The organism is Pelagicoccus enzymogenes, from assembly GCF_014803405.1.
GTDB classification, from domain to species: domain Bacteria; phylum Verrucomicrobiota; class Verrucomicrobiia; order Opitutales; family Opitutaceae; genus Pelagicoccus; species Pelagicoccus enzymogenes.
Window position 1 is genome coordinate 635,651 of the sequence record NZ_JACYFG010000006.1, and the last position, 26,185, is coordinate 661,835.

Here is a 26,185-nt window from a genome sequence, read left to right on the forward strand (position 1 = left end):
CTACTGATTCTCCCTTCCAGCAAGCACGACCTGCCCCAAGGCCAGATGGCCACCGTCGTCCCATGCCACCGACTTCAAGGTCGCTAGAGCGGGATTCGCGTCGTTCTTCAATTCGCCAAAAAACACGTTACTACCTCTTAGCTGCCGCTCGATGGCTGTCTCATAAAGTCGACGAGCCTTGCTCTGCGTAAGCCTTTCGATAAGGTCCTTCACCTTCTCGGCATCGACCCGCGTCAGGGACTTGGTTTCCCCTAGCGACAAACTTTCGGTTGTCCAATAATTCCCCGCGCCATCCTTCAAAACGAAAGGCGTTACCGTTCCTTTGATACGAGAGCTCACCTTCAAACCAGCTCCGTTTCCATTCACCTCCAAGCGAACCTGTTCCCGCGAGGGCTCCGCCCAAGCGACGAGCAGCGAATTCTTGGAGCGCGAGACGAACCAATCGCCGCTCCGCTTGGAGCCATCCACCTCGTAGCGCTTTTGCGCTGCTCCCGGAACAGAAAAACGCTCCACGTGAGCCTTATCCGGCACCTCGAATGAACGGCCAAAAATCATCCCTAAGTCCGCGCCCTGCGACTGGACTCTCAGCGCTTGGTTCGAGTCGCCGCCGAAGAGCGTCAACTCGAAACGCTCGCCCTCGCCACCCACCCCATCCCTCAACAGCGAATAGAGGGCAATGGCCGACAAGCTCGCCAGCACGATCAGCGGCGTGGTGACAAAGAGTCGGTAGCGACGACGGCCCCGACAAAAATACATCAGGTTCACCGGCCCCACCAGAACGATAAAACCAATCAAGACCGCGTAATAACCTCCCAAGCTTTCCCGATCTTGGAGATCGTATCCAAAGACTCCCGACACCCTTGGATTGCTGAGCGGAAAAGCGCCTTCGTCAAACACCCGACGATTCACGCTTTCGTAACCCCCGACGATGGGTCCTACTTCGATGCGACCTAGACCGTAATGGCATTCGCCCGATTTGAAATCGTCCTGCGACACACCAGGAATGATATTGCCACGAGCCCAGTTCCAATCCGGCAAAACCAAAACACCGCCAGCACGCACCCAGTTCATCAACGCTTGGGTTTGCAGGGAACTTAGGCTCTTCCATTCCTCAGTCGACAACAGGATCATCCCAAAGCCCCAGTAGGCTCGCCAGTCTTCCTGCATGGTGTTCGCCTCCAGCTGGACCAGCTGGAACCCGAGACGCTCGCCCGGCGGTACATAACGCGTGCCGTCATTGAAGAAGTCTTGCGGAATGAAAGGTATCACTTGCTCCCCGTAACCTACGATATCAACCACATTGTTCGTAAGTAAAATTGAATCGATATCGGTATTGCCGGATGAATAGCAGGAAAAGGAGAGATCCTGCTCTGGCCCAACTAAAGTCCCGGTTACCTGCATCGACGAGTAGCCGTAGTAGTACCCGGTGTTTCTAAACTGTTCGAAATCGGCGATCGACGGAGTGGGCACCAAGACATCAAAAACCTCTGCCGTGCGGGCTCCCACCTCGAACTGCTTGGAGAACTCTATCACCGAGCTGCGATGGTCGTCGATCGAGCTACGCGCTCGCAGGCCCCATTGCTGGGGACGATCCGTCTTGTTCTCCAGGCGCACTCGCAGAGGAAGGTAACCGCCGATCACCACTTCGCCGTAAAGTCGCGACACCGTCGCTCCTTGGTCCTCACCATCGATATGGGCCAGCTGCACCTGGGCCGTTCCCTGCGAACAAAGCATAGCTAGCAGACCTAGCTCCAAGGCGGCAAGGCTCCTCCGGAGACGCCCCCTAACGAAACCCACCTTAAGCAACGAAAAGACCCCAAAGCGTATCATGTTTGTCCTTACAGCTTAGCTGATTTGAGCGATTCGGGCAGATCCACCCCATCTGGCGAAATCTCTTCAAGCAAGCGATTTACCACCGTCGCGCCGTTTACCCCCTCTACCCTGGCTTGATAGTCCATGATAATGCGATGCTGCAGCACGGGAATCGCCAAGGCCTCCACGTCCTCGAAATTCGAATACACTCTCCCATTCAGTAGAGCTCTTGCCCGGGCCGACGCTGCCAAGCTGATGGCCGCTCTCGGACTGCAACCAAAGCGCACCCCATCCGCCGCCTTGGAATTTCCCACGTGGGTAGCCTCCACGAGGCGAGCGATGTAGGCCACCACCGCAGGCGGCAGAAAAACTTCGCGGGTCAAGGAACTGGCCTCCAGCAGCTCCTCCCTCGTCATTACTTGCTCGACCGTCACCTCTCCGCCCAAGTCGCGATGCTGCACGATCTTTTCGATCACCGAGCGATCGCCCCGCTCCATGGAAAGCTTGAACAGGAAGCGGTCGATCTGGGCTTCCGGCAGCGGATAGGTACCTTCCAGCTCGATAGGATTCTGGGTCGCAAAAACGAAGAACGGCTCCGGCAAGCGATGGCTCGTGCCGAAGACCGACACGCTTCGCTCCTGCATCGCTTCCAACAAGGCCGATTGGGTCTTGGGCGAAGCTCGATTGATTTCGTCTGCGAGCAGCAGCTCCGCGAAAAGAGGACCTTCCTGAAAAACGAAACTTCGCTCGCCGCTTGGCGACTCCTGCAAGACCGGGTTTCCGGTGATGTCGCCCGGCAAGAGGTCAGGCGTGAATTGCACCCGGTTCTGCTTCAGCTGAATCGCCTTCGACAAGGCTTTCACCAGCTCCGTCTTGCCCAAGCCCGGTAGTCCTTCCAGCAATACATGACCGCGAGCCAGCAAGGCCACCACTACCAGCTCCACTGTCCGGGCCTGCCCGAAGAGCACTTGATTGAGGGCTCCCGTGAGAGCTCGCAGTTTCGTTTGGATCGCCTGGGCTCGGCCTTCCGTGATGGGACTTGGGGTGCTAGCGCTACTCATTGCCAAAATAGTTCTTCAATAAAGCTTGTTCCTTGGGACGGGCTCGCATCTGCCACACCGCGCTGCCGCCTTCGCCCACATTGTGCGTCCGCTCGCCCGCTTGCTTGCCACGGGCCTCTGCTTCGAAATCCTCGATCTGCACCTCGCTGGTGAAGGCCGTATCGCCCAAGATCGCGCGCTCGCGATCCTCGTTAGAAATCCCCTCCAGATTACCCGCCAAGCGGGCGCTCGCCTCCTCGCTGATGGTCAGTGGCGTCGGCCCCTCTTCCCCGTCCTCGCCTGAGCCCGGACGGCGTTCGGCTTGCATCGGTCCCATTTGGTAGCGGGGCAAGCCCATGCCTCTCTGCACCGTCTCCGCCCCTTCCTTCATGCGGTCCAGCATCTCCTGCAGGGTCTGCTGGTCGACCGAGCTCTGCTCCGATTCCGCCAGCTCGCTCAAGGTCTTCATCAGGTCCTCCCGTAAAGCCAAAGTGCCCAGATCCAAATTTTCGATACTCTTGCTCAGCTGCCGCATGTCGCGATCGCCCAGTTCAGCCCCGTCGCCGCCCGAAAAGCGAGAGGCGCTCTGCATCGCCATGTCGAGCGACTCCAAAAATTGCAGGGTCGACTCCTTCGACTGCTTCGCCAAAAAGTCCGTCGCCTCCAAGCTCCCCTCCGAAAACCAGTCCTCGCGCGGCTGGTCCACCAACGAATCCAAACGCTGCTCGAAGGCATCGAGGCTCTCCTCCTCCACCAGTTCGCTGGCATCCATCACGCTCAGCCACTCCTCCATCTCTGCCCAGGCGTTAGGGCCAGCCACCACTTCCAGTTCAGGTTTGGGCGAGAGCTTTTGCACCGGCAACAGGAGGCCAATCCCCAAAACCAAAAAGGACAAGACAAGCGACAAATGTATCCGGTTTAAGGAGACGCGAAAAACCTTTTCCCTACCCGTCTTCACCGGTGGCCAAGAAGCGGCTCCGTGGTTGGCCGCGTAAAGGGCGCCCTGCAAATTCCAAGCCCGATCCAAACGCCCCAAGCCCTTCTCGAAATCGATGAAACGCCCGCGAGCCCTCGCGAAACCAAGGCCCCAGACCACCAGCAGCCCCAAAAGGTAAGCCCCCAAAAAGCCGTAGCCCAAGTCAAACCAGCGCCGCCAAAGCAAGGCCGCTGCTACGCTCAACAGATTCAGTCCCAGCCACCACGGAGCCGCCAAGTCCAGCCACCACCAGAAATTGACCAGGCGAACGAGGGCTCCTGCCTCTTTTCGCCAATATGATCCAACTTCGGTCACCACCATGCCAAGCTAGGTGTTCGCACTTATTAGTAAATCAAAATTCCCACAAACTCTAAAGCCATGGCGACAGCCGCTCTCCCGATAGGCAGCAGCGTCCCCGTCACGCGTTTCCCTCAGCCCTTCCTTCCTCCACATCCGGGCCCATAATCCTAGTCCATAACTTCCATCAGCTCCCCTAAAAACGCCCTCCTCGCAGCCATCGGCCTACCTATAAAGTTGCGACCCCATCGACCTGGGAGTACCCTACTTTGTTCAACAAAGGAGGGACCATGAAATATCGAAACAGCAAAATAGCCGCCCTGCTCGCCGCGCTCCTGCTGGCTGCTTGCGGACGCCAAGTAGACTCGCCGCAAGGCTTTCGACTCCCCGATGGGGATCCCGTCGCCGGCCGCGAAGCCTTCGTAACGATGGGTTGCGTGCAATGCCACACCGTGGTGGGAGACAGCCTGCCCGAACCAGAGATTCCGCGCAGCCTGCATGTACAACTGGGAGGTGAAACGCACCGCGTAAAAACCTACGCTCAGCTCGTCACCTCGATCATCCACCCCTCGCACGCGATCAAGGACAAGAACGTGGCCGACTATGAGGACCCGAGCGGCAAATCGCTCATGCCTGACCTCACTCCCTACCTGACGGTCAAGCAACTGGTAGACATCACCCAGTATCTGCAGCCTCACTACAAAGTCGTCTTCCCCGAATACACCCGCGACGGCCTGTACTACCAATAATCATCGCAGGCGCGCGTGCACGCGATCGACCCAAGCGGCTAGCGCCCTTGGGCCGCAGGGCCTGCTTGCACGCGATCAAAATGCGGGATCGACACCAGCTGGCAGCTCTCCCTTCTTCCTTGCCACGACCTCGCCCCGCCCGAATCTATCGCACGGTAGATGCGCTCGCTCGATATAGCCTCCCACGTCCTCGCCCAGCACCACCCTCTCGTAGTGCTGAACAAGCCCTACGACTGGCCCACTACCGGCCGCTCGCTGGACGACGACGATTGCGTGCAGTACCATCTGATCCAGCACTTCGGGCAAATGGTCTGGGCCGTGCACCAGCTCGACGCCGATACCTCCGGCGTGTGTCTCTTCTCCCTCGACAAGCAGCTCGTCACCGACCTGCAAGCCATCTGGAACACCCCCGGCATGAGCAAGCAGTACTGCTGCATCGTCAAAGGCGAACCCAACTGGGAGCGCATCGACGAAACCTCCCCCATCGGCAAGGTCGACGAACGCAGCCTCGGCGTTACCCCCGACGGCAAATCCGCCCACACCCGCTTCCAAGTCCTCGACCGGAACAATGGCTACGCCCTCCTGCAAGCCAAGCTTTTCACCGGACGCACCCACCAAATCCGCATCCACCTCTCCCATCTCGGCTACCCCCTGCTCGGCGAAGAATGGTACAGCAATCCCCCCTGCACCCTGCACCCCAGGCAAGCCCTCCACGCCACCCGCATCCAGTTTCCCGATACAGCTCCCCTGGAAAAAAAAGAGTTCCGCGCCCCCATTGCCCAGGACCTGCAAAATCTCCTCCAGCGCCTGAAGCTTGCCCAGCCCATGTAGGAGCGCGCTCGCACGCGATGTCCATTTAGGGAAAGCCCCCTGCCTTCGTCCTCCCGTGCAGAAACCGATCCAACAAAACAGTTACCCAAAAAATTCTTGCACCCTTTCCCCCTGCCCCCCGCGTACCAACTAGTACCCCAACCAACTCCTCCAACAGTCCGGCACAGCCTGAGGTCGACTCCCGCGCCTCCTCGCAAGCTGGGCCTAGCCCACAACCTTTAAGCCCCCCTTGCCATGAAGCGACGCCTGTTACCCTACGCTTTCACCCTCATTTTCCTGCTGCTACAAAGCGGTTGCGAGAACACCCTGCCGGAATTTCGCCGATTCGAAATCGTGGAAAACGCCAGCCGCGTCCTCGTTCTCGACCGTCACGGGCTCTACTTCGACGAGGTGGATCTGGCCTCTCAAATCGGCATCAAAATATCCGGGCCGGACCCAAAACCCGCCCACCAACCACCCGCCAGCCAAACCATGCCCCGCTGGCTGCAAGACTTCGACGACGCCGTTTACCTCCACGTGCAAAGCAGCCTGAGCGAACGCCGAGAGTCCAGCTGGAACTACGAACTCGTCTTTCCGCTTTCCTCGCTTCCACCGGCCTATCCAAGCCTTCCCTACAAGCAGGTCGGTTACTGGCCCGAACCGATGCCCCCTGAAGAAGTCATCGCCCATGCCGCCGAGCACGAAGCTCAAGCCGTCATCGTGCTCGAGTCCCTCGTCCTCACCTTCGTGGACACTTCCGCTGAAACAACTCCGCCCCATATCGGAGCTCCCCCCAACCTCTCGCCAAGCGGCCACATTCAGCTTCATATGACAGGAGCCTTCCGCTCCTATGACGGAAAGACTGGCGAGGAGGTGGACGCCCAGAAGTTCAACAACATCAACGCGATCCCTTGGCAAAGAGCCGGAACAACAACTTCGACTGCCACCTCTTCCGCAGCCCTCGAGAAGATGAAAACCGACCTCGCTCGCGCGGCCCTCGAAGAAATCATCAAGCTCGTCGACAAAGCCCTCATCGCCCGCGACATCAAAGTCCAATAACTCAATGTAGGAGCGTGCTCGCCGAGCGATTCCAACGCAGGATCCCGCTCTTCACAGAAGATCCCTTCGTGCCCTTCGTGGGCAAACATCCCACCACCTCATCCAGATAAATCCGCGTCCATCCGCGGTTCCTAAACCGTCCTTCCACCCTCGCAAATCCGACATAGCCAGCGGCTACGACCGGACTCCCCCCTCAATTGACGTCCAAGATCGTGATCTCAAACGTCACCGTGGCATACGGCGGCACCTGCCCGTAGCGGCCCTTGTCCTTGTAAGCGAACTGAGACGGGATCGCCACCATGTACTTCCCCCCGTTCTGCATGTAGGGCATGGCGATTTCCCAGCCCTGAATGATCTGACGCGGCTCCGCCCCCACCGTGAATCGATAGGTGTGCCACTTGCCCGTCTTTTGATTAAAAATGCTCCCGTCCAGCAAGCGCCCTGTGTAAATCGCCTCCACTCGATCGCCCGAAACGATCTTCGGCCCCTCGCCCGCTTCAAGCTCCAGGAAGCGAACACCACCCCCGATCTCCACCGCTCCCGGCATGAGAGTCGCCACCTGCTCCGCATGAGCAGGCGGCATATAGTCCAAGGCAAGCTCATCGGACTGGGCAGACGCCCCCCAACAAACAGCAATCGCGCAAAATAGAGACAGGGTTTTCATGCCCGCTTCCTAGCAAACGGCATACCAGAATCATGGCATTTCACCCCTCCGTTGAACGATAGAGGATCGACGAAACAACAAGGGCTGCTCCACCCGACGTACCAACGCACGCTGACACTGCAGCGGGTCCAAAAGGCTCTTCGATCGCAGCGAACAAAAAAGAAACGCCAACGCGATCGACCGGAATTCGCGACAAGACGACTCCCGTTCTAAGAGCCCAATCCATCCACCCTCGGACGTGATAGGTGTCCTCTCCCACCCAATTCCGATCGATCTCGACCACAAAGACTCTGTAAGCAAAAACGAAAAAAGTAAGGGTTCTTTACGCCCATGGATAGGTTATAAACCGACGTAAAATAAATAGATTATTTTTAGCACACGCAAACATATGACCTACTGGAACTTACGTATACTCCCATCTAGGTGAGCCACCCAGCGGAACACCTCCTGCTGAACTGGACCAAAACCAATACAAATCCCAAACAGAAACACTGAGCACACCGAAAAAATGAAAGCTTTCTCTAAATTCCTCTCTCTCCTCGCCGTGGTCGGTTTGGCCAGCAGCGCTCAAGCGATCACGATCGGAAACGACGCAATCGACCGCACGCACGGCGACGGCTTCTCCAACTTCTCCATGGCGCTCCTCACTGAGGTCGTTCCAGCAGGAGGAGCTTATCTCACCGGCTGGGAGACTTACATCGAATATGGCGCCCAAGGCAACATGGCTCTCCTCTTCCTCGAAGACAAAGGCTCCAACAACTACGAAGTTAAGTTTGTCGACGAACGCACGGTAGCACTCGGCCTCAACAGCTTCTCTGCTTCCGGAGCGCTAGACGCCGGATGGATCATGGGAATCTGGATGGGAACCGCCAAGGTGTCCTTCGACTACGTCTCTGGTCCCGACACGACATTCACCGCCAACGGCGTTCTCGGAAGCGCTCCAACCGTCGGACAAACCGTCGCCTATACCGGCAACATCACCGACCGCGTCTACTCAATCAATGCGACGGTCCCCGATGCGGGAGCGACCATCAGCCTTCTCGGCATCGGACTCATCGGCCTCGCTGCTGTCAGTCGCCGTAAAAGCCGCTAAAACCGGGGCCATCCAAACGCTTCAAACCTTACGCCATGCCCCTGCGGGGCATGGCTTTTTCATGGCCGGAACTCTGAGCGCCCCCAACGTGAACGCCTTTGCCTGTAGGAGCATGCTCGTCTCGGAGGTCACGCAAACGGTTCACACCCTTCTTTCCGAGAGAATACGTTTCCGCTCCGCAGCTTAAAAACACCCCTCAATTTTCCACCTTGTCGAGCATCCACTTGAGCAACCCCTCCAACTCCTCACGACCCAGCGACTGACGCAGCGGGTGCTCGCTGGGCGTGCCGGCGAGCGGGAAAAAGGCCGTCGTGCTCAAGGCGATCCAACGGGCTTCCACCTGCGGGTTGCCTACCTTCCAGTCCCCCTCCTTCCCTTCCTGCAGGATGGCCGCCACCGTATCCAAGAACTTCTGCTGGGCGATGCCCGGAGTTTCCGGGGCATGCGTCAACACCGCGTCCGCCAACTCCACTGCACCTTGGTCATTTTGCCCGAAGGGCACCCACATGTCGTAAAAGCCCAGGATGTAGTCCAAGAGCTTGCGCCGCGGACCGCGGCGCGTTCCCAGCACCCCTTCTGCGAAAGCGTCATGCTGTTCCGCGAAGGCGAAAGCCACCCGCCGCACGATGGCCCCCTTGTCCTTGTAATACAAATACACCGTGCCCACGGCCACCCCGGCTCGCCGAGCGATATGCTGCATGGTCGTCCCTCGGACGCCCCGTTCCAGAAACAGCGAGATCGCCGCCTCCACCAGCTTGCTGTCCTTGTCCCCTGTGCGAGCTCTCGCCATAAACTACGCTATCGCTTTCGCGAAAGAAAGAACGGCAAGCTGAAAGCCAAGCTGCCCAAGAAGGCCAAGACCAGATAAAGACCCACCTTGGCCCAGGATCGCGTCGTCTTGAAGACAAACCACAGAAACAAAGCCAGCAACATCATGGCCTCGATCATGAAAGCCAGAGAGACGGGATTGCTCAACGCCTGGGCGTTCAGCTCCGGCTGCGTCGCCGCATAATAAAGGTAGAGCCCGTTCGGCCCCAAAAACGCCAACACCGCTACAACCAACAACACCCTCCGCTGCCCCGCCGTTAATCCCAACGCGTTTTTATGAATTTCCATTTATGAATATTCACTTTTTTTATTCAGTTTTGCAAGGCTTTTGATGACCCGATGACAGCTCCCTTACTGACCGGATTGCGGGAAGCGACCTTCGCAAGTCCGCCAGAGCTCAACGAGCGGCAGCTAAAGTGCCGCAATTTTCTTGGAGACTGTCCAATTGGGTGTAGGGCCAACTCCTGCAACGCGGCCGCGGGCTGAAACACGGCGCGACGGAGTTCCCTGGAAGCGCGCTCCTCGACCTCAGCGTTCTCAGCGAACTGCACTTACCGCATTCATTGCAGGATCACTCGCGTAAGTGAGCGTCCATTTGAAAAGAAACTCTCGTCGCTTCCCTCCCCTACGAGACCATTGGAATCCAATTCAGAATGACCCTTACTCGGGCGGCTGACGGACAGCTTTTCCGGTCTCACTCAAGACCAGCCCTTTTTTTACTCGCCCGAAACACTGGCGTTTCAAAGCGTATTGGAGCCCCAGTCCGCACGAGCTGAACACCCGTCGCCCTGCAGGGATCACAACGAACCCTCTGCCCCTGAGGCCAACGGCCGTAACCCTTCACTACCCATGACACGCATGTCCAAGACCCGCACTGCTAGAACATACCTGTCCACACGTTTACGCCGCTCAAGCTTCCTTTTCGTGCTCCTCCTCGCTGTCGACCTCCATGCTCAGACTCGGGCCACCATTGTCGAAGCCGAGAGCGGCACCTTGGGAAACCAGATGGTCCAGACAACCGTGGATGGTGTTACGGGGATCGCCCCGAGCACCGACCTCATCAATTCGGGCAACCCGGGCTCGACTGCCCGAACAGCCAGCTACAGCGTCACCTTTCCCAACGCAGGCAACTACTGGCTGTACGCCCGCGTCCACGTCGGCAGCGGAGGCGCCTCCGACGACAGCTTCTTCTACGGCAATGGCTTCGGCTCCAAATCCCCGACCACCAATGGAGACTGGATTCAGGTCAACAACATCGCCTCGGGCGTCGGCCGCACAGCTGCCGGCGAGGTTCTCGACGGCCAAGGCGGAGCCGGCAGCCAAGTCTGGAAGTGGATCAACCTCACCCTCCTGAACAGCGGTACCCCGTTCACGGTGCCGGATGGCGCCCTGACCCAGACCTTCGCCCTAGGGGCCCGCGAGAATGGACTGACGATCGACAAGTTCGCCTTCGGCCCGTCGATCTACGACTACACGGTCGGCAACCTCGACAACGACGAGCCCGGCTCCACCAGCAGCCGCCAGCCCGACATCGAAGACGTGCCCTACGATCCCACTGGCCTACCGCTCGCGACCGGAAAAGCAAAGTTCCTCGGCAGCGTCTACAGCGGCTCCCAGATCGCGAACTTCGAGCACTACTTCAATCAAGTAACGCCCGAAAACGCCGGCAAGTGGGGCAGCGTCGAAGGCACCCGCGACCAGATGAACTGGACCGGCCTCGACAACGCTTACAACTTTGCCAAGGACAACGGCTACAAGTTCCGCTTCCACGTTCTAACTTGGGGGGCCCAGCAACCCAACTGGATCAACGACCTTTCACCTACCGAGCAACGGGAAGAGATCGAAGAATGGATCCAGGCCGTCGCCACTCGCTACCCCGATATCGACTACGTCGAAGTCACCAACGAACCGCTGAACCAGCGCCCCGACGGGGGCGATACCGGCGTGGTCTCCGGACGGGCCAACTACATCGATGCCCTCGGCGGAACAGGCGAAACCGGATGGGACTGGCTCCTCGAATCCTTCCGCATCGCTCGCGAAGCTTTCGGTCCGGACACCCCGCTCATGATCAACGAGTACGGGATCATCGGAAATCCTAGCGCCGTTGATAACTATCTCGGAATCATCGACCTGCTGATCGCCGAAGACCTTATCGACGTCATCGGTTTCCAGGGCCACGCCTTCAGCACCCGGGGTCCCTCTGCCGCACTCATGACCCAAACTTTGGATACACTAGCAAGCCGAGGGCTGCCGCTCATGGCCACGGAGCTCGACATCGACGGCAGCTCCGACACCATCCAGCTCGCCGAATACCAACGCGTATTTCCAGTCATTTGGGAGCATCCGGCCATGCTCGGGATAACACTCTGGGGCTACCGTCCGGGCCTATGGCGCGACGACCAGCGTGCCTACCTCGTTCTCGGACAGGGAGCCGAGCGCCCGGCTATGACCTGGCTGCGCGAATACATCGCCGAGAGCAGCGTACTCAGCTTCGGCAACTACCTCGCCCAGCGCCTACTCGATCCGGCCGAACACGGTATCGCCGACGACTTCGACAAGGACGGCCTGCCCACCGGCATCGAGTACCTACTCGGGCTCGACCCGACCAAGCCCGACGCGGAACAGCCGTGGTCTTGGCCCGATGGTCTGCCTCGACTCCAGCTCACCCTCTCCGCCGATGCCGACGAAGGCAGGCTCGAGATCCAACGCAGCCCTGACCTCTCCACTTGGACGACCGTCGGGAGCTACGACCTTCAGCTACGCGAGGCGGACGGCGTCACCGTCGACACCAACGGAGCAGCTCCCGTTCTCACCTTCGCTGGGCCACCAGGCGGCAGTAGCCACAGCTCCGAATTCTACCGCTTCGTCTTCGTACGCGATTCGGATTAGGGTGCCCTTCTTTAAGGGAGAGCTCGATCTCCGCGCGAGCCGCCCTGCAAATTCAACCCTCCACCAAAAAATAGCTCGAAGCTGACAGGAACCCGTTTCCCGTCGAACCCCACATCTCTCCTATGCCCCCAAAACTCACCACCACCCTCGGAATCCTCGCAGCCTTCGTATTCGCTTCCACGACACCCGCCGCGCCTCCTCCCGGCGGAGCAGCCCTGACCGGGGAGTACCCGAACCTCTTCAAGACCTACCTTGGCAAGTCTGACGAAGAGATCGAAGCGAAGGTCGAGGGAGCCTTTGACCAGCTCTTCTACGGCGACCCGTTCACGGAACGCGTTTACTACACGGCGTCGGAGGACACGGCTTACCTCGCGGACGTCGGCAGCCGGGACGTGCGCTCCGAAGGCATCTCCTACGGGATGATGATCACCGTGCAGATGGACAAGCAGCAGGAATTCAACGCCCTGTGGAAGTGGGCCAAGACCCACATGCAATACACCGAAGGGCCCTTGCGCGGCTACTTCGCCTGGCACCGCGACTACGACGGCGACATGACGCGGGCCGATGGCAGCGAAATCCGAGGCGCTGGCCCGGCGCCGGACGGCGAGAACTGGATGGTCATGGCCCTCTTCTTTGCCTCCCACCGTTGGGGCGATGGCGAGGGAATCTTTAACTACGGGCGAGAGGCGCAGGATCTGTTGCGCATGATGATCCATAAGGACGACGAGCCGGACCGCGGCGACATCGTCAGCATGTTTCACCCGGAGGAGAAACAGATCCGCTTCACCCCCGACGGCCAATACGGTCCGAACTTCACCGATCCTTCCTACCACACCCCGCACTTTACCGAGCTGATGGCGCGATGGGCGGAAGATCCGGCGGATCGCGCTTTCCTCGCAGAAGTCGCCCAGACCAGCCGTCAGCTCTTTCGCAACGCAGCTCACCCGGAGACGGGCATCATGGCCAACTATACCGAATTCGACGGAACCCCGATCGTTCGATGGGACCGCGCCTTCGCTGCGGACGCGTGGCGCACCTTGGGCTGGCCAGCCATGGACTGGTCTTGGTGGGGAGAGGACGAGTGGATGGTGGAACAGTCCAATCGCATCCTACGGTTCTACGCGGCCCAGCCAGTCGACGATTGGCCTGACCATATGGAGCTAGACGGCACCGTGCAACGCCGTGGCGGATGGGCCCACGGCTTGACTGGGATGGCGGCGACAGCCGCGTTGGCCGCCGATCCGGAATTGGGAAAACCGATGGTCGAACGGCTGTGGAACCTTGAGTTGCCGAATGACGTTGGCCGCGATACCGATGGATTGATGGCAGAGGGCGAGCTGCGCAGCCAGCGCTACTACAGCGGCCTGCTCATGATGTTTGGACTGCTCCATGCCAGCGGCACTTTCCAAATCTACGGTCCGGTCGAGCCGTGAGTTCGTCACCTTGAGCCAAGCAAAGCGCCCAAGCTTGAGGCCCCGGAAAAAGGGACAAGCTGCTCTCCTCTTCGCAGGCGAGAGGCGACTTTCGCGCAGTCTTGACTCGCTTCGACCAGTCGGCTGTCTAGCGTGGTTTCGAATATGGAAGATGTCGAATCCCTTCCCCTGCCACTCTACCTAGCCTGCATGCTGCTCGCCACCCGTCTCGAGGGGCTCGTCTTACAGGCTCCGCAAGAGGTCGTGGTCAAAGCGATCTCCGAGCGACCGGACCTATTTCACTACCGAGCTCTCCGCAGCGGCAAGCTGCTCATGTGGGACCTGCGCATGGAGGCGGCGCTGCCGGAAATCGACGCGTACGTTCCCCGGCTGGCCGAGGCAGCCCGCGAGGAGGGCATCGACGACCTGCCGCCCTTTCACGCCTTCGACCAGGAGGGCACTGTTCCCCACAAGCTTTGGGAGGAGCGAAAAGCCAAGATCGAGGAAGCTATCATCGATACCACCGACCCCACCAGCGAACAGATTTACGGGGGTTCTGAAGTCGATATTCCGTTTTTGGATACGGATGCAGCTCTCGACCGTCTCAACGAGGCCCTCGAAATGTCGGATGGACCGGAGAGAGAGGAAGCGATCGAACGCGCAAAATTCCTACTCAAGAAAGTCCAAGGGCTTCAATGAGGAGAGTCCTATGCGGGTAAACGGCCCTTCCCGCTGAAATACAAAAGAACTCGGCTTACGGAAACCGAGTTCTTCGAATGCATTTGGCGTACATCTTTAACGTGACCTTAGGCAGCTTTCGTTTCGACGAGGATCGTGCAGGAGAGAGCGGCAAGGATAAGTACTGAATAAGCAACTACGAGTATCATGGTATTTATTGGTTAGGCGGTTTAAAAATCGATTGTTTCGATACCTTTAAGTGCCCGCCCACCAACAAAAGGTGACAGCTTTTTTAGCAGAAAATAAAAACAGGACCTGCTCATCGCCCAACAGCAGCGGGTAGGTCATCCTCGACCTAGAACATCCTACTCAGCTGATAGATTCCCACCGCTCCCATGAGCATGGAGGAGATCCACAGGAAGGCGAACCAGACTTTGCCCGGCTTCATGACCTCCGCGGTACGGCGATAAAGAAAGTAAAGAGCCGCATATCCTAGAAAAGGCAACATGAGGGCCTGGGCCACCGCTCCGATGGTGACAAGAGTCACCGGCCGTCCCAGCGTGAGATAGAAAACGCAGTAGATCACCGGCAGGGCTACGCAGGAGTAGCGAATTAGCTGACCGCGACGCTCCTCGCTGGCAGTTTTCGCGAGACCAAAGAGCTGCAGCAAGTCCGCCGCAAGTCGACCATTCGAGGCGGTGGCAATAAAAACCGTGGAATACAAGACGGCGATCGCTCCAAAAATGAATATCCACAAACCCACTACACCAAAGGACTCGCTATATAGATGGGAGAGGCTAGCCATCAGGTTGTCATTCGAGACCTCTACACTTTTGCCATGCAGCACGGCAGCTCCCAGCAAGTAGAAGGCAATCGTGGCGCCAGTATAGATGACCATCGAAGCAAAAGCATCCCACTGCAGCACTCGGATCCAACCTTTGGCCCGCTTTTGCCATGCATCGCTTTGGTCATCCCTTCCCACGAAACGAGCGTATCCCTTTTCCAAGCACCAGTAGGGATAGTAAATCAATTCCGAAGCCCCGACCCCGATGACTCCGAAAGCGGCAAAAGCGATAGTGAAGTCATCCGTAAGCCCGAAACTCATACCTTCAGCTAGATCCGCAGCGCTTACGCCATAATCGGTCCAGTACAAGGACAGGACCGCGAGGATCGTGAACAAGGTGAACCCCGCCACCATGACCGTAGAAAAGCGCTCCACGAAAGTGTAGCGACCGATGAAGAGCAACAACGCGCAGGATCCGGTGATGGCTAAAGCGAGCGTCGTATTTGAAAACTGGAGTCCCGACAAGGAAACCGCCTGAGCAATGCCGCCCACCATGCCCGAGACTTGAAAGAAGGTTGCCACAAACATGCAGATCCAAACCCAGACCAGCCACGACACCAGCAAGCGCGGCCCCGGAACCCCGTCAATGGCCTGCAACATAGTCTTCCCAGAGAGGATGGCGTAGCGGCCGAGCTCCACCTGCAAGAACACCTTGATCAAACAGCCAAAGATAATGAACCAAAGCAGCGTAAAGCCGACGTCTGCCCCCAGCTTCGTGGTGACGATCAGTTCGCCGGAGCCAACGATGGAGGCCGAAATGATAAGTCCAGGGCCGAGCTGCTTCAAAATTCCAACAAAGTCCGTAGGGGCGTCTTTCAAGTGGGGCATAGACGAAAAGGAAACAAGGGGTAGAAAAACGAAAAGGAGAGCTCACTTCATCTCCCCTTGCAGCCTACATTACGAGGGAAAACGACGCCTTGCGCAGAAGCAGACTGATAGGAAGCTTCCTTGCGTCGCGATATCCATAACACCCAATCGCGGCACAAGGCCACTTCCCACGAAGTGCAGAGTTCTCAGCGAGTCCCCTTCACCCTATCCTACGGCTCCACTTCCGCGCCATGCGCAGCATCGACTCTTCGGTCGTATATTCAGTCAGCTTCGCTAGCCTCACCCAGGCAAGGTCGAGCGACTCCTCGCTTACGGTAAAGCCATAAGAACCCACCGACTGCAACGCGAACCTCACATCGTAGTGGTAGTGCTCGGGATCGCTCTTGCGGGCGGGAATGAGGTGGATGTCGATGTCGAAAATCTCCGTATCCACGAAACGAAGTTCGGCTAGGCCTGACTCCTCGCGAGCTTCCGCCATGGCAACCTTTGCCACGTCCGCTTCCCCATCGGCATGTCCGCCAAGCTGGAACCATTGGCCGAGCTTGCGATGGTGGGTGAGCAACACATGGGTCCCCGCCGTGTTGACGATCCAAGCCGAGCCAGTGACATGTCCTTCCTGCAGACTGCGTTCGAAGCAGTCTGGGTTTCTGGATACGAAGTCGAGATACCGCTCGCAGGTAGCGGCTTCCTCTGGCCAGCGGGTGCGGTAGCGTTCGAGGAGGGCGATCAAGGGCTGCCGTTTCATGGGGCAACTCTAGTCGCGGAAGCGCGGCGTTCCGTCAACACACGAGTTTCCGTTGCGACGCATGTGGAGGATATCACGCGAAGCGGCTCCTGCAGCGCGGACGACACGGAGGTCGTCCCTCCATCTTTGCCCTGGAGGGACCGGTTCCACCCGGTCCGCGTTGCTGGAGTCCATTCGAGGCAAACTCAAAGCCTTCGACCGGCAATTCACAAAGCCTTTGCGAATCAACCTTCATACGCGCCCCACCCTACTCTACCGTATCGACCTCGAGCTGCAGGAAGACCTTGCCCCCTGTTTCGGCAGGAACTTCCGCCTCCACGGCAACCGGTCCGTCCTCATTGTCGCCAACCGCGCTGCTCCAAATGGCAGTCGCATTCGCGTCGCCCGGCAGCGAGCTTGCTTTTACCCGATAGCTCAAGGCAGGGTCGCCGAGGCGCGTAAAGGTCCACACCAGTTTGCCATTCACCACTTCGATCCGTCCGTTGACGTCCGCGTCCGCAAGCATGGGATCGGTGCCGAGGGCATACTCAACGAGATTGGAGCGACCGTCCTTATCAGGATCGTCGTCGTTGCCAGCGATCCCTGCAGCTGGATTTTCGCCGAAGTGCATTGTCTTCCATTCTTGGATACGGGTTTGGCGAAGCTGATCGGAAAGAATGGCGACCTGCAAGGAATCCACGCCCACCGTCTTGGCGTTGGCATTGAGCGGAGTAATCGCGAAAACTCCAGCCGTCAGGTCACTCAAGGCATCGAGGAAGGTCGCGTTGGGCGCCTGCGGACTCACGGATACGCCGTCGACCAAGTAACTCCACTCGCCTGACTCGCGAGCGATCACTACCGTGAGACCATCGCTCAAGTCGAAGTTGGATTGGTTAAACGTGGCATTGTTGTCGGTGCCGGACTGGGTGTGCACGCCAAGGCCTTCGGGACTAGACCCCTGGAAGATGCCCGCACGCGTCAGCGTGTTCGCGGCGCTGCCCACGAAGACGCCGACTTGGTCGATGCTTTCCAAACCTTCGATGGGCGCGAACTGAGCCGTCACCGAGAAATCTTCCGAGCCCGTATAGCCGAGTTCGGAAAAAGCTACGCCGACCGCCGACGCAGAGGCCACCCCGGCTTGCCCGTTGAAGTCAGCTTGGGTAGACTTGAGCAATAGCTGTCCGTTAGCCTCGTCGAGCGTGAGGTTCGGGTCGTTTACGGTGTAGCTGGCGCCCGTACCGCTGAGTCGAGCGGTCAAACCGGTCGACTTGCCAACACTGTCCAAAATGCCTCCAGTCCCAGTCGCCTCGAAATCGAAAGACGCCTCCTGAAACTCGTATCCACCCGCTGCATACACATAGAAATGAACATCGTCCGCAATGCTCGGATCGAAGAGGTCTTGCAGACGGATGCGCACCTCGTGGATAGAGCCAAGCTGGGCCGCCAAGGGAGTCCAGCTAACGCCGCCCGTAGAAGCATTCAACTGCAACCCTTCCGGGGCCTTCAGAATCTTATACTCGAGAGTGAGCTCGGGATTGGGAGCCTTGTTGACGATGCTCAAGTCCAAGGATTCCCCCATGGGAAGGGCGATGTCAGCGATGGGTTCCAGCTCTGGCGGATCCAAGTCGCCCGAGCGATCCGCGATCGCCAGTTCGCTTCCCCACAAGGAACGTCCATCCGGGCCGACCGCGGTGAAGCCCATCACCCAAAGCTTGTTTTCGTTGTCCCACTGCTCGCAAACCACCCCCTTGTAGAGCACGCCATCCATGGTGATACGGATGTTTTGCCCATCCACCATGGTCCACGTATCACCATCGGCGCTCGAAACGCTACCGTCGCCGCTCAGAGCCACTACGGTAGAGAACGTAGGATTCGGATCCCCGCCGGGCACCCAATCCGAGTGGTTGATCTCCTTGGGATGCAAGATTGCCTTGTAGGAACCGGCTACGTCCTGCGCGGTGTAGCTGCCCTGCGTCTCTCCGGCGTAGCGATGCGGGGCCATGACTGGCCAGCCATCCTCGTTGAAGAAGAACTGGTGAATGCGGATTTCGTGAGCCTCGCCGCGTCCGAGAAAGCGGGTGTGGAAGAAATTGAACCACTTGCCGGTGGCCGGATCCTTGATCACCGAGTTGTGGCCGGGCGAGAGGTAGCCCGTGGGGTTTTGGCTAAGCTCGCCCGGGACGGGCAAGAACTGCCAGCCACCCGCAAAGGTTTGGCCATAATCGCGCCAGCCTGAGACTGGAGCAGTGGCAGGGTCATTGCCCGCCGGGTCGAGGAAGGGTCCATCCGGGTTGCGCGAGCGAAAGACGCGCATGTTGTAGTCGTCGTTTGAATTCAATCCGCCATAGGAAAGGAAGAGGTAGTAGTATTCCGTTTCCGGATTGTAGTCGATAAAAGGGCCTTCGATCAGGGCGCCGCGACCATTCAGGATTTTCGTCCCCCACTCCTGTCCGGGCTTTTGGAACCCCGTCGTGTCATCCATCTCCAAAACGAAAATGCCGCCCGAATAGGAACCGTAGGTCATCCAAAGATTGTCCTCAGTATCTCGATACAAGGTTGGGTCGATGGTGTTGGGGTCGACGGCTGGATTAAATCCAGTAACCCCGGTTCCCCCTCTCAATATCTCCCCAACATTTGAATACGGCCCTTCAATCGTGTCCGAAACAGCAACCCCCATGTAGCTACGATAGTTGAGGTAGTTCGTCCAAACGTTATAGTAGTAGTAATACTTGCCGTCGTCCAATTGGTAAACATCGGCCGCCCACAAGGTGTTCGCATCGGCCCATGCTACAAGTTCGGAAAGGTCGCTGTTGAAATTCGCAAAGTGCCTCGGATTCCCCGAGAAAACCGAAGTCGCGACCTGCGTCCAGTTCATGAGGTCATCCGTCCACGCGGAAGCTCCATGCGAGCCATAGACGTAGAAACGATCCCCCACCTTGATTACCGACGGGTCGTGCACCGACGCGTTGCGGGTGAAGGTCGGCGTTTGGGCGGACGCAAGCACGCCTAAACCGCATAGGCAGCAAGAAGAGATGATGGTTCTGACGAGAAACCTCATAGAATAAAAATCTGGTTGGGAGTATGCTGGGTATACAATTGTCAGCGGCCGGAAAGGACGCTGCTGGAGAGGCCCTGAAAACTGGGCCCACTGCCGGTGACTATCCATGTATGCGCCAAACGACCTCCCAACCCGCCAAATATCTCGGCGGGCGCCGCCGCTCTCCGTTATCGACAGCAGGCGTGGTACCACTCAACTTCAAATCACCCCATTCTTGTACTCTCGTGTTATGAAATTAAAATCCCTCGCCCTCAGCGCCTTGCTCACCGTTTCTTCCAGCCTCTTGCAGGCCGACAACACAACGTGGATTCCTCTATTCGACGGAAAGACCCTCGATGGCTGGACCCCAAAATTCGCCAAGCACGAGCTTGGAAAAAATCCCTACCGCACCTTCCGTGTAGAGGACGGCATCCTCAAGGTTTCCTACGAGGACTACGACAGCTTCGACGGACAGTACGGGCACCTCTACAGCAACCAAACCTACTCCCACTACCGCCTGCGCATGGAGTACCGTTTCGAAGGGAAAATGATGCCTGACGCCCCGCATTACGTGAACCTGAACAGCGGCGTCATGGTCCACTCCCAATCGCCCCTCAGCCTCGGACTGGACCAATCCTTTCCCGTCAGCCTCGAGTTCCAGTTTCTCGCCGATGAGGGCAAGGGCCCCCGCTCCACCGGCAACGTCTGCACCCCCGGCACCAACCTGGAAATCGACGGCCAGCTCGTCACCCAGCACATCGTAAAATCCTCAGCCCCTACTTTTCCAGCTGGCGAATGGGTCGCTATCGAAATCGAGGTACGCGGTAATGAGGAAATAATCCATCGCGTAAATGGCGAAGAAGTCCTGCGCTACCAAAAGCCGCAGCTCGATCCCAAGGACGGCGTAGAAGCCGCTGCCCCACTGCTAGCCGCCGGAGCGCCGCTCATGCTCGACCACGGACACATCGCCCTGCAAGCCGAGGGCCAAGGCGTCTGGTTCCGCAACATCGAGCTGCTCCCGCTAGGGGAGTAGCGCCCTGTGCCCCGGAACTCCTAGAGACCAAAATCAGAAGGAGGCGGCAACTCGCCGAAACCGATCACCACTTCGTCTACCTGCAAATGGTAAAGGTGGCTGAAAAAGCCGGTTTGCCAGACTTCCTCCACCTTGAGCTTTCCGCGCACGCGAATCGGCACGTTGTCCAGCAAGTGGGCGCCTTTCTTGGCTTGGGCGAAAACGAAGCTGTTGAAAGCGGGCATCTGGCCGTAGCAGCAAGCCCCCGTGTCGGGCATCAACAAAAACTCGCTTACCTTCTCCCCCTTCACCGAAATCGGCATCATGTAGCCGGTGATCTCCACCGGCTTGCCATCGAGGGCCAAGACGCTGTCCAAGACGTACTGCTTCAAGTACTCCTCGTCGTCGCGCACCACGACCTTCTTGTCGGCCTCGGGAGCCTCCGGATCGTAGCTTTTGGCCGCCAACAGATCAAAGCCAACCTTCTGGTATTCCTTGCCGCTCGCCACGCTTGCCAGCGCCAACAGCAGCGAAACAAGGGCCAAGCCTTTCGTCATGCTAAAATTCATAATCCAACTTCCTCTCTCATCCTAAGATTAATGCGACCCCTCCGGATAAGGGATCACCACGTTCTCGTAAACCTGCCCAAGCAACTCAAGGCGCTCGAAGCTTACAACGAACTCCCTCAGCCCCACAAGTTCCGGAGCGCTGGCAGAAAAGAGCGAGCTATTTCCTACCGACTCCCCCGTCGCTTCGCTCGCGACCGCCCGGAAACTTAACTGCCACTCCCGGGATCCGGCCCTAGCCGTCCCCTCAATGCTCTCCGCCCCGACGCGCACGAAATGCTGCGCGCCCCCGTCCAGCACGTAAAGATCGAGCTCCCGCCGAATCGGGTCCGGCACGATTTCGATTTGGAAGGCATGGTTCCCCAACATGCCCAGCGCCCCACCGTGCGGGGCCTGGTGGGCATGCCCGTGGCTGCCGTGATCATGATCGTGCGAGTCACCGCAGCCTACGAGGACAAGCGTCCCAAAAATCGATCCCAAGGCCACGCCCAAACGCGATCCTTTCCCCAAAAACGCTCTCTTCTTCATGACAAATTCTTTCTGACATCCACTGTGTAGGCTTTCACTGCCGGGGCAACTCCCGCCAAGAAACCAATGAGCAATACTCCGAGCGGCACCGCCCAAAACGCGGCGTTTGGAGTTAGAAGCTCCAAGACCACGCCTGCCCGATCCCTCACGAATCCCGCCAGGACGTAACCAACGAGCAAATACAAAACCATACCGGCCAGCAGGCCGCATACAGCGATTCCCAGCGACTCCAAGGTCGCGATCCCAAAGACAACGCGACGCCGCGCCCCCAAGGCTCGCCAAACCGCAATGTCCCGCCGCCGTTCGCTCATCGCGTTGTAAAGCGTCGCCGTCACGCCCGCCGCCGCGATCACCGCCACCAGCACCGCGATCGCCCGCAAGGCGAAGTCGAACCAGCCGAGCTTCTCGAAGAGCCGCAAAACGCTTTGGCTAGCCGGCCAGGCCAAAGTCAAACGGTCCCCCCGCTTGTTGTACATCATGTCCAGCTGAAAGCCCGCCGTGCGAGCCCCCGGATGGAATTTTACCAACGCCGCGCTCACGGAGTTCGCGGCCGCGGCAGCGTGTCCGCTCATGTTTTGCACGCCAGCCACCGGAATCCAGATCACCCGATCCGCCGGAGTGCCGGTAGGCTCCAAAACGCCCACCACTTCGTAAAGCTCCTCGTGACGCGCGTTCACGTCGTATTGAAGACCGTGATACGGATGAAAGGTATCCCCCATCCCCAGCTTCAATTGCTTGGCAGCCTGGCTGCCCACCACTGCCTCGAACTGGCCGTTGGCAAAAACGCGCCCGTCACCCTCAAATTCGAATCCATACCCCTCGCGGTACTCGTGCTCCGCCAAGTATTCCGGAACCGTACCCACTAAGCGAATACCGCGATAGTTGTCGCCCACCGCGATCGGATAGGCGGCCGCCACCATGCGGTTCGCCTTAATCTGCTCGTAGTCGCTCCAAAGCATCAAGCCGGGCGACTCGTCCAGATGGTAGAGCGCGTTCAGCACGATCTGCAGCTTGGAGCCCCTCGGCCCCAGCACCGCGTCAAAGCCGCCGTCCGAAGCGGCAAAGCTGCGCTCCGCCTCCACCTTGAAGCCCCACACCAGCAGCAGCAAGCACACCGACAAGGCCATCGAGCCCGCCGTCACTGAACTGCTGACCGCTCGGCTGCGCAGCCCCTTCATCGCGATTCGCAGCGGACTCATCGGGCTGCCTCCTCGCTTCGGGAAAGGGCTTCGTTCAACTCGCGAAAGTCGATCTTCCGCTCGAAGCGATCCACGATTGAAAGGTCGTGGCTCACTACCAGGAGCGAGGCCCCATTCTCCTCGCACATCTCCCGCAAGAGGCCGATTGCTCGCTCGCCCGTTTCCTGGTCGAGGCTCCCGGTCGGCTCGTCAGCCAAAACCAAGCGCGGCCGGTTCGCCAAAGCCCGAGCCAATGCTACCCGTTGCTGCTGCCCGATCGACAGCTCCGAAGCCCGGTAGCCAATCCGCTCCGCCAGACCGACCCGCTCCAGCAAGGACTTCGCAAAGTCTCGATCCAGCTTCGCACCGAAAGACATACCCAACTCCACGTTTTCCAAGCAGGTGAAGTCCCGCATCAGATGAAAGCTCTGGAATACGTAACCGATATTACGGGCCCGAAACCGGTCGCGAGCCGCTTCGCCTAGATCTGTCACCACCGTATCGCCCAAGGAAATCCGGCCCGCGCTCGCAGCGACAATCCCCGCGATCAGGTGCAGAAAAGTCGTCTTCCCGCAGCCGCTCGGCCCCTTGACCGCGACCTGCTTCCCCGCCTCCAGCGAGAACCGCGGCACCGACAAAACCGGCTGCGCCTTCCCGCTGTAAGCCATCACTAAATCCTCGATCTCCAACAAAGCCATATCCTAACAAACCCGAATACGAACCAAGCGAGCGAAGTGATTCAGTCAATGAAAGCTTCTTTCAAATGGCAGAGTGTTCGGAAGTGCAGGACGATCACTCCTCCAGCGCAGAAATCGTGCAACTCCAATCAGGTAGCGGCCCATCTCCGAACGGCCAGAAAATACCGAGCACGAGCCCAGCACGGGCTATCCCGCTCTTCACTAAAAGCTCGTGCGAACGCCGAGCTTGAAACTCCGGCCCGGCATCGGAGCAAGGTCCTTCAAGAACGAAGTGTGCGGGCGTGCTTCTTCGTCGCTGAGATTCGTACCTACCACAAAGAGATCCACAGTCGCCGTATCGCTCGCGTGCATACGGAATCGAGCGTCGGCTCCCCAGAGCGTGTAGCTGTCGGTCGGCAATTGATTGGGGCCGAGGTGAGACGCGCGGTCATGCCAACGCCCTTCCGCGCCCCACAACCATGGCCCGAAGGCGTATTCGCAGCGCAAGCCAAGGCGACGGGCCGGGATGCGCGGCAGGTTCGTGTTAAAGCTTTCGTTGGTCGCCCGAGTTTGGTCGTAGAGCAGATCGAGGTGCATGGCGCGATCCGCTTCGTCGAGCAGGTGATAGCGCAGGTCGATTTCGAAGCCGTAGAACTTAGCGTCCACTGCCGTAGCTTGGTAAACGTTGAGCCCATGCGTATCCAGTTCCCCATACATCTCTTCGGCATCTTCATGATCCAAGAAACGCAGGTAAACGTAATCGCTGAAATCCGAATAGAACGCCGTCACCTCGCCAGTGATCTTGCCCGCCGTCAACCGGTAGGAAAGGTCCACGCTGGTCGACGACTCCTTGCCGAGCGTTACATCGCCGATCTCGAAACTTTGAGTTCCCACGTGGGGACCAAAGGCGTACAACTCGCTCGCGTTCGGAGCACGCTCCGCGTAAACGAGGTTGGCCGAGAGGACCGAGTTCTCGCTCAGTCGGCGAACCAAGCCGGCGGAAGCGTTCACCGTATCGAAGCTGCTATCCTCCAGACTGACGTCGACCGGATCGATTTCGACGCTCTCGAGACGTGCCCCAAACTCCCACGCGCCCCACTCCTGGTTGAGACGCTCCATGAGAAAGATGCCGTATTGCGAGGTCTCGGAACTCGGGATGAAAGCTTCCTCTCCCACTGCCGAAAAGTCGTCCACCTTCGCTTGAAAGCCGAAGGCTCCCGTGAAGTCGCCCACCGGACTGTGAACGCCCGTCAGGCGCAGCTCGTAGCCGTCGCGCTCGAAAACAGTGCCCACTTCCTCGCCTTCCAACTCGCTGTGCGTGTAGTCGCCAAAAGTCAGGTCGAGCTCCAGGCTCTCCAAGAAGTCCACCGGATCGAGCAGCTCTCCACGCAGGGCGAAGCGAGACTGGTCGAGATCGATGGTGACGCCCTCTTCATCGTGCTCTTCGTGCTCCTCTTCCTCATGCTCTTCGCCTTCCTCGTGCTCCTCCTCGTGTTCGTGAGCGTGGGAATGACCAGGCACGCCGTAGTCGCTCGCGTATTCGGAGTAGGAGACAGCCAAGCTACCGCGATCGCCAAACCACGCCAGGCCGACGTAGCCAGAGCGCGTGTCCACAAAGCTGTTTTCCAGAACTCCAAAAACCGGCTCCTCGTGATCGTCATGATCTTCGTCTTCGTGCTCACCCTCTTCGTGATCGTGGTCCTCTTCCTCGCCATGATCGTGGTCATGCTCGTGCTCCTCCGCCTCCATTTGGTAGAGCGACTCCGCGAAGCCGGGAATTTCGAAGTCATTCGACTGGCGGTCCAGAAAGCCAAGGCTCCAAGCGAAGTTTCCCTGCCCTCCCTGAAAAGCGGCTCCCACCGACTTCTCGTCGGAAACCGATCCGTAAAAGGTTTCAGACTGCCCGGCAAACGGCTTCAAAGCCCGCTCGCGGGGAAGCTCCTTGCCCATTACATTGACCACCCCGCCGATGGCCGCATTTCCGTAAAGCAGCGATGCCGGGCCGCGCACCACTTCGATGTCGTGGGCAAAGAGCGGCTCGATGCTCACCCCATGATCGGGACTGGTCTGCGATACGTCAAAACTGTCGGTTCCCTGATTGAGGATGCGAATGCGATCCCCGTCAAAGCCCCGGATCACCGGACGCCCCGCTCCCGGGCCGTAATAAGTCGAACGCACTCCCGGCTCGCCCGACAAAGTGGCCCCCAGCGACGACTCCGCGGAGCGACGCAGCGATTCCCCCGTCAACTCTCCCGCCGGCACAACCAGCTCCTCCTTGCTCGTGACAAACGGGCTGGCAGTGATCACCACCGCTTTCAAATCAATCGTGTCCGCGTCGCCAAAAGCGACCGAAGGACCAAGCTCCAGCGAGAGCAGAGCAGTCGTAGCCAATAAGTAGTGCGTCGTTCGCATTCCCCGTTATCGCAAGAGACTTTCATTAAAATCAAGCCTTTTTGCAAATTACTTGCGTCTTATTGCAAACAC

22 protein-coding genes are annotated in these 26,185 nt (G+C 58.6%); 8 read left to right on the forward strand and 14 right to left on the reverse strand.

The window, feature by feature from the left end:
• The 3 genes from IEN85_RS05075 to IEN85_RS05085 all read right to left on the reverse strand — a co-directional run bounded on the left by IEN85_RS05075 (nucleotide 1) and on the right by IEN85_RS05085 (nucleotide 4,143).
• Complete coding sequence (locus tag IEN85_RS05075) at nucleotides 1-1,734, reverse strand: hypothetical protein (RefSeq protein ID WP_191615981.1); 1,734 nt, start codon at nucleotides 1,732-1,734, stop codon at nucleotides 1-3.
• Between the two features lie 104 nt (nucleotides 1,735-1,838).
• Complete coding sequence (locus IEN85_RS05080) at nucleotides 1,839-2,873, reverse strand: AAA family ATPase (protein WP_191615982.1); 1,035 nt, start codon at nucleotides 2,871-2,873, stop codon at nucleotides 1,839-1,841.
• A complete protein-coding gene (locus tag IEN85_RS05085; RefSeq protein WP_191615983.1) occupies nucleotides 2,866-4,143 on the reverse strand; it encodes a hypothetical protein in 1,278 nt (425 codons plus the stop codon). The genes IEN85_RS05080 and IEN85_RS05085 overlap by 8 nt, the downstream gene beginning before the upstream one ends.
• 272 nt (nucleotides 4,144-4,415) lie before the next feature.
• Between IEN85_RS05085 and IEN85_RS05090 the strand changes: the two genes are divergently transcribed.
• The 3 genes from IEN85_RS05090 (at nucleotide 4,416) to IEN85_RS05100 (ending at nucleotide 6,743) form a co-directional block, all read left to right on the forward strand.
• A complete protein-coding gene (locus IEN85_RS05090) occupies nucleotides 4,416-4,874 on the forward strand; it encodes a c-type cytochrome (RefSeq protein ID WP_191615984.1) in 459 nt (152 codons plus the stop codon).
• A gap of 159 nt (nucleotides 4,875-5,033) precedes the next feature.
• Complete coding sequence (locus IEN85_RS05095) at nucleotides 5,034-5,705, forward strand: RluA family pseudouridine synthase (RefSeq protein WP_191615985.1); 672 nt, start codon at nucleotides 5,034-5,036, stop codon at nucleotides 5,703-5,705.
• Nucleotides 5,706-5,939: 234 nt separating this feature from the next.
• Complete coding sequence (locus IEN85_RS05100; protein ID WP_191615986.1) at nucleotides 5,940-6,743, forward strand: hypothetical protein; 804 nt, start codon at nucleotides 5,940-5,942, stop codon at nucleotides 6,741-6,743.
• A gap of 193 nt (nucleotides 6,744-6,936) precedes the next feature.
• Here the strand turns inward: IEN85_RS05100 and IEN85_RS05105 are convergent, their stop codons facing one another.
• Entirely contained in the window at nucleotides 6,937-7,407 is a 471-nt protein-coding gene (locus tag IEN85_RS05105) for an FKBP-type peptidyl-prolyl cis-trans isomerase (protein WP_191615987.1), read from the reverse strand.
• Between the two features lie 508 nt (nucleotides 7,408-7,915).
• Between IEN85_RS05105 and IEN85_RS05110 the strand changes: the two genes are divergently transcribed.
• A complete protein-coding gene (locus IEN85_RS05110; protein ID WP_191615988.1) occupies nucleotides 7,916-8,500 on the forward strand; it encodes a VPDSG-CTERM sorting domain-containing protein in 585 nt (194 codons plus the stop codon).
• Between the two features lie 196 nt (nucleotides 8,501-8,696).
• Here IEN85_RS05110 and IEN85_RS05115 read toward each other — a convergent pair whose 3' ends face one another.
• Nucleotides 8,697-9,290 (reverse strand): TetR/AcrR family transcriptional regulator, encoded by a 594-nt coding sequence (locus IEN85_RS05115; protein ID WP_191615989.1) that lies wholly within the window; start codon nucleotides 9,288-9,290, stop codon nucleotides 8,697-8,699.
• 8 nt (nucleotides 9,291-9,298) lie between these two features.
• Complete coding sequence (locus IEN85_RS05120) at nucleotides 9,299-9,616, reverse strand: DUF2834 domain-containing protein (protein ID WP_191615990.1); 318 nt, start codon at nucleotides 9,614-9,616, stop codon at nucleotides 9,299-9,301.
• Nucleotides 9,617-10,177: 561 nt separating this feature from the next.
• On the opposite strand from IEN85_RS05120, the gene IEN85_RS05125 reads away from it, so the two are divergent.
• The 3 genes from IEN85_RS05125 to IEN85_RS05135 all read left to right on the forward strand — a co-directional run bounded on the left by IEN85_RS05125 (nucleotide 10,178) and on the right by IEN85_RS05135 (nucleotide 14,328).
• On the forward strand, nucleotides 10,178-12,217 hold the full coding sequence (locus tag IEN85_RS05125) for an endo-1,4-beta-xylanase (protein ID WP_224772450.1): 2,040 nt from the start codon (nucleotides 10,178-10,180) through the stop codon (nucleotides 12,215-12,217).
• 122 nt (nucleotides 12,218-12,339) lie between these two features.
• Nucleotides 12,340-13,650 carry a family 8 glycosyl hydrolase gene (locus IEN85_RS05130; RefSeq protein WP_191615991.1) on the forward strand — a complete coding sequence of 437 codons (1,311 nt, stop codon included), beginning with the start codon at nucleotides 12,340-12,342 and terminating at the stop codon, nucleotides 13,648-13,650.
• Between the two features lie 144 nt (nucleotides 13,651-13,794).
• Nucleotides 13,795-14,328: a hypothetical protein gene (locus IEN85_RS05135; protein WP_191615992.1), complete on the forward strand. Its 534-nt coding sequence runs from the start codon at nucleotides 13,795-13,797 to the stop codon at nucleotides 14,326-14,328.
• 334 nt (nucleotides 14,329-14,662) lie between these two features.
• Here IEN85_RS05135 and IEN85_RS05140 read toward each other — a convergent pair whose 3' ends face one another.
• The 3 genes from IEN85_RS05140 to IEN85_RS05150 form a co-directional block, all read right to left on the reverse strand.
• On the reverse strand, nucleotides 14,663-15,979 hold the full coding sequence (locus tag IEN85_RS05140) for an Nramp family divalent metal transporter (protein ID WP_191615993.1): 1,317 nt from the start codon (nucleotides 15,977-15,979) through the stop codon (nucleotides 14,663-14,665).
• A gap of 199 nt (nucleotides 15,980-16,178) precedes the next feature.
• On the reverse strand, nucleotides 16,179-16,724 hold the full coding sequence (locus IEN85_RS05145) for an NUDIX hydrolase (RefSeq protein ID WP_191615994.1): 546 nt from the start codon (nucleotides 16,722-16,724) through the stop codon (nucleotides 16,179-16,181).
• A 247-nt stretch (nucleotides 16,725-16,971) separates the two neighbouring features.
• Nucleotides 16,972-19,761: a glycoside hydrolase family 43 protein gene (locus IEN85_RS05150; RefSeq protein ID WP_191615995.1), complete on the reverse strand. Its 2,790-nt coding sequence runs from the start codon at nucleotides 19,759-19,761 to the stop codon at nucleotides 16,972-16,974.
• A gap of 229 nt (nucleotides 19,762-19,990) precedes the next feature.
• Between IEN85_RS05150 and IEN85_RS05155 the strand changes: the two genes are divergently transcribed.
• On the forward strand, nucleotides 19,991-20,773 hold the full coding sequence (locus IEN85_RS05155) for a 3-keto-disaccharide hydrolase (protein WP_191615996.1): 783 nt from the start codon (nucleotides 19,991-19,993) through the stop codon (nucleotides 20,771-20,773).
• A 20-nt stretch (nucleotides 20,774-20,793) separates the two neighbouring features.
• Here the strand turns inward: IEN85_RS05155 and IEN85_RS05160 are convergent, their stop codons facing one another.
• The 5 genes from IEN85_RS05160 to IEN85_RS05180 form a co-directional block, all read right to left on the reverse strand.
• Nucleotides 20,794-21,321 carry a DUF3299 domain-containing protein gene (locus tag IEN85_RS05160; protein WP_224772451.1) on the reverse strand — a complete coding sequence of 176 codons (528 nt, stop codon included), beginning with the start codon at nucleotides 21,319-21,321 and terminating at the stop codon, nucleotides 20,794-20,796.
• 27 nt (nucleotides 21,322-21,348) lie between these two features.
• Nucleotides 21,349-21,846, reverse strand: a complete 498-nt coding sequence (locus IEN85_RS05165) for a hypothetical protein (protein WP_191615998.1) — start codon at nucleotides 21,844-21,846, stop codon at nucleotides 21,349-21,351.
• A complete protein-coding gene (locus tag IEN85_RS05170; protein WP_191615999.1) occupies nucleotides 21,843-23,045 on the reverse strand; it encodes an ABC transporter permease in 1,203 nt (400 codons plus the stop codon). The genes IEN85_RS05165 and IEN85_RS05170 overlap by 4 nt, the downstream gene beginning before the upstream one ends.
• Nucleotides 23,042-23,722, reverse strand: coding sequence for an ABC transporter ATP-binding protein (locus IEN85_RS05175; RefSeq protein ID WP_191616000.1), 681 nt, complete (start codon nucleotides 23,720-23,722; stop codon nucleotides 23,042-23,044). The genes IEN85_RS05170 and IEN85_RS05175 overlap by 4 nt, the downstream gene beginning before the upstream one ends.
• A 201-nt stretch (nucleotides 23,723-23,923) precedes the next feature.
• Entirely contained in the window at nucleotides 23,924-26,113 is a 2,190-nt protein-coding gene (locus tag IEN85_RS05180; RefSeq protein WP_191616001.1) for a TonB-dependent receptor, read from the reverse strand.
• Nucleotides 26,114-26,185: the final 72 nt, after the last annotated feature.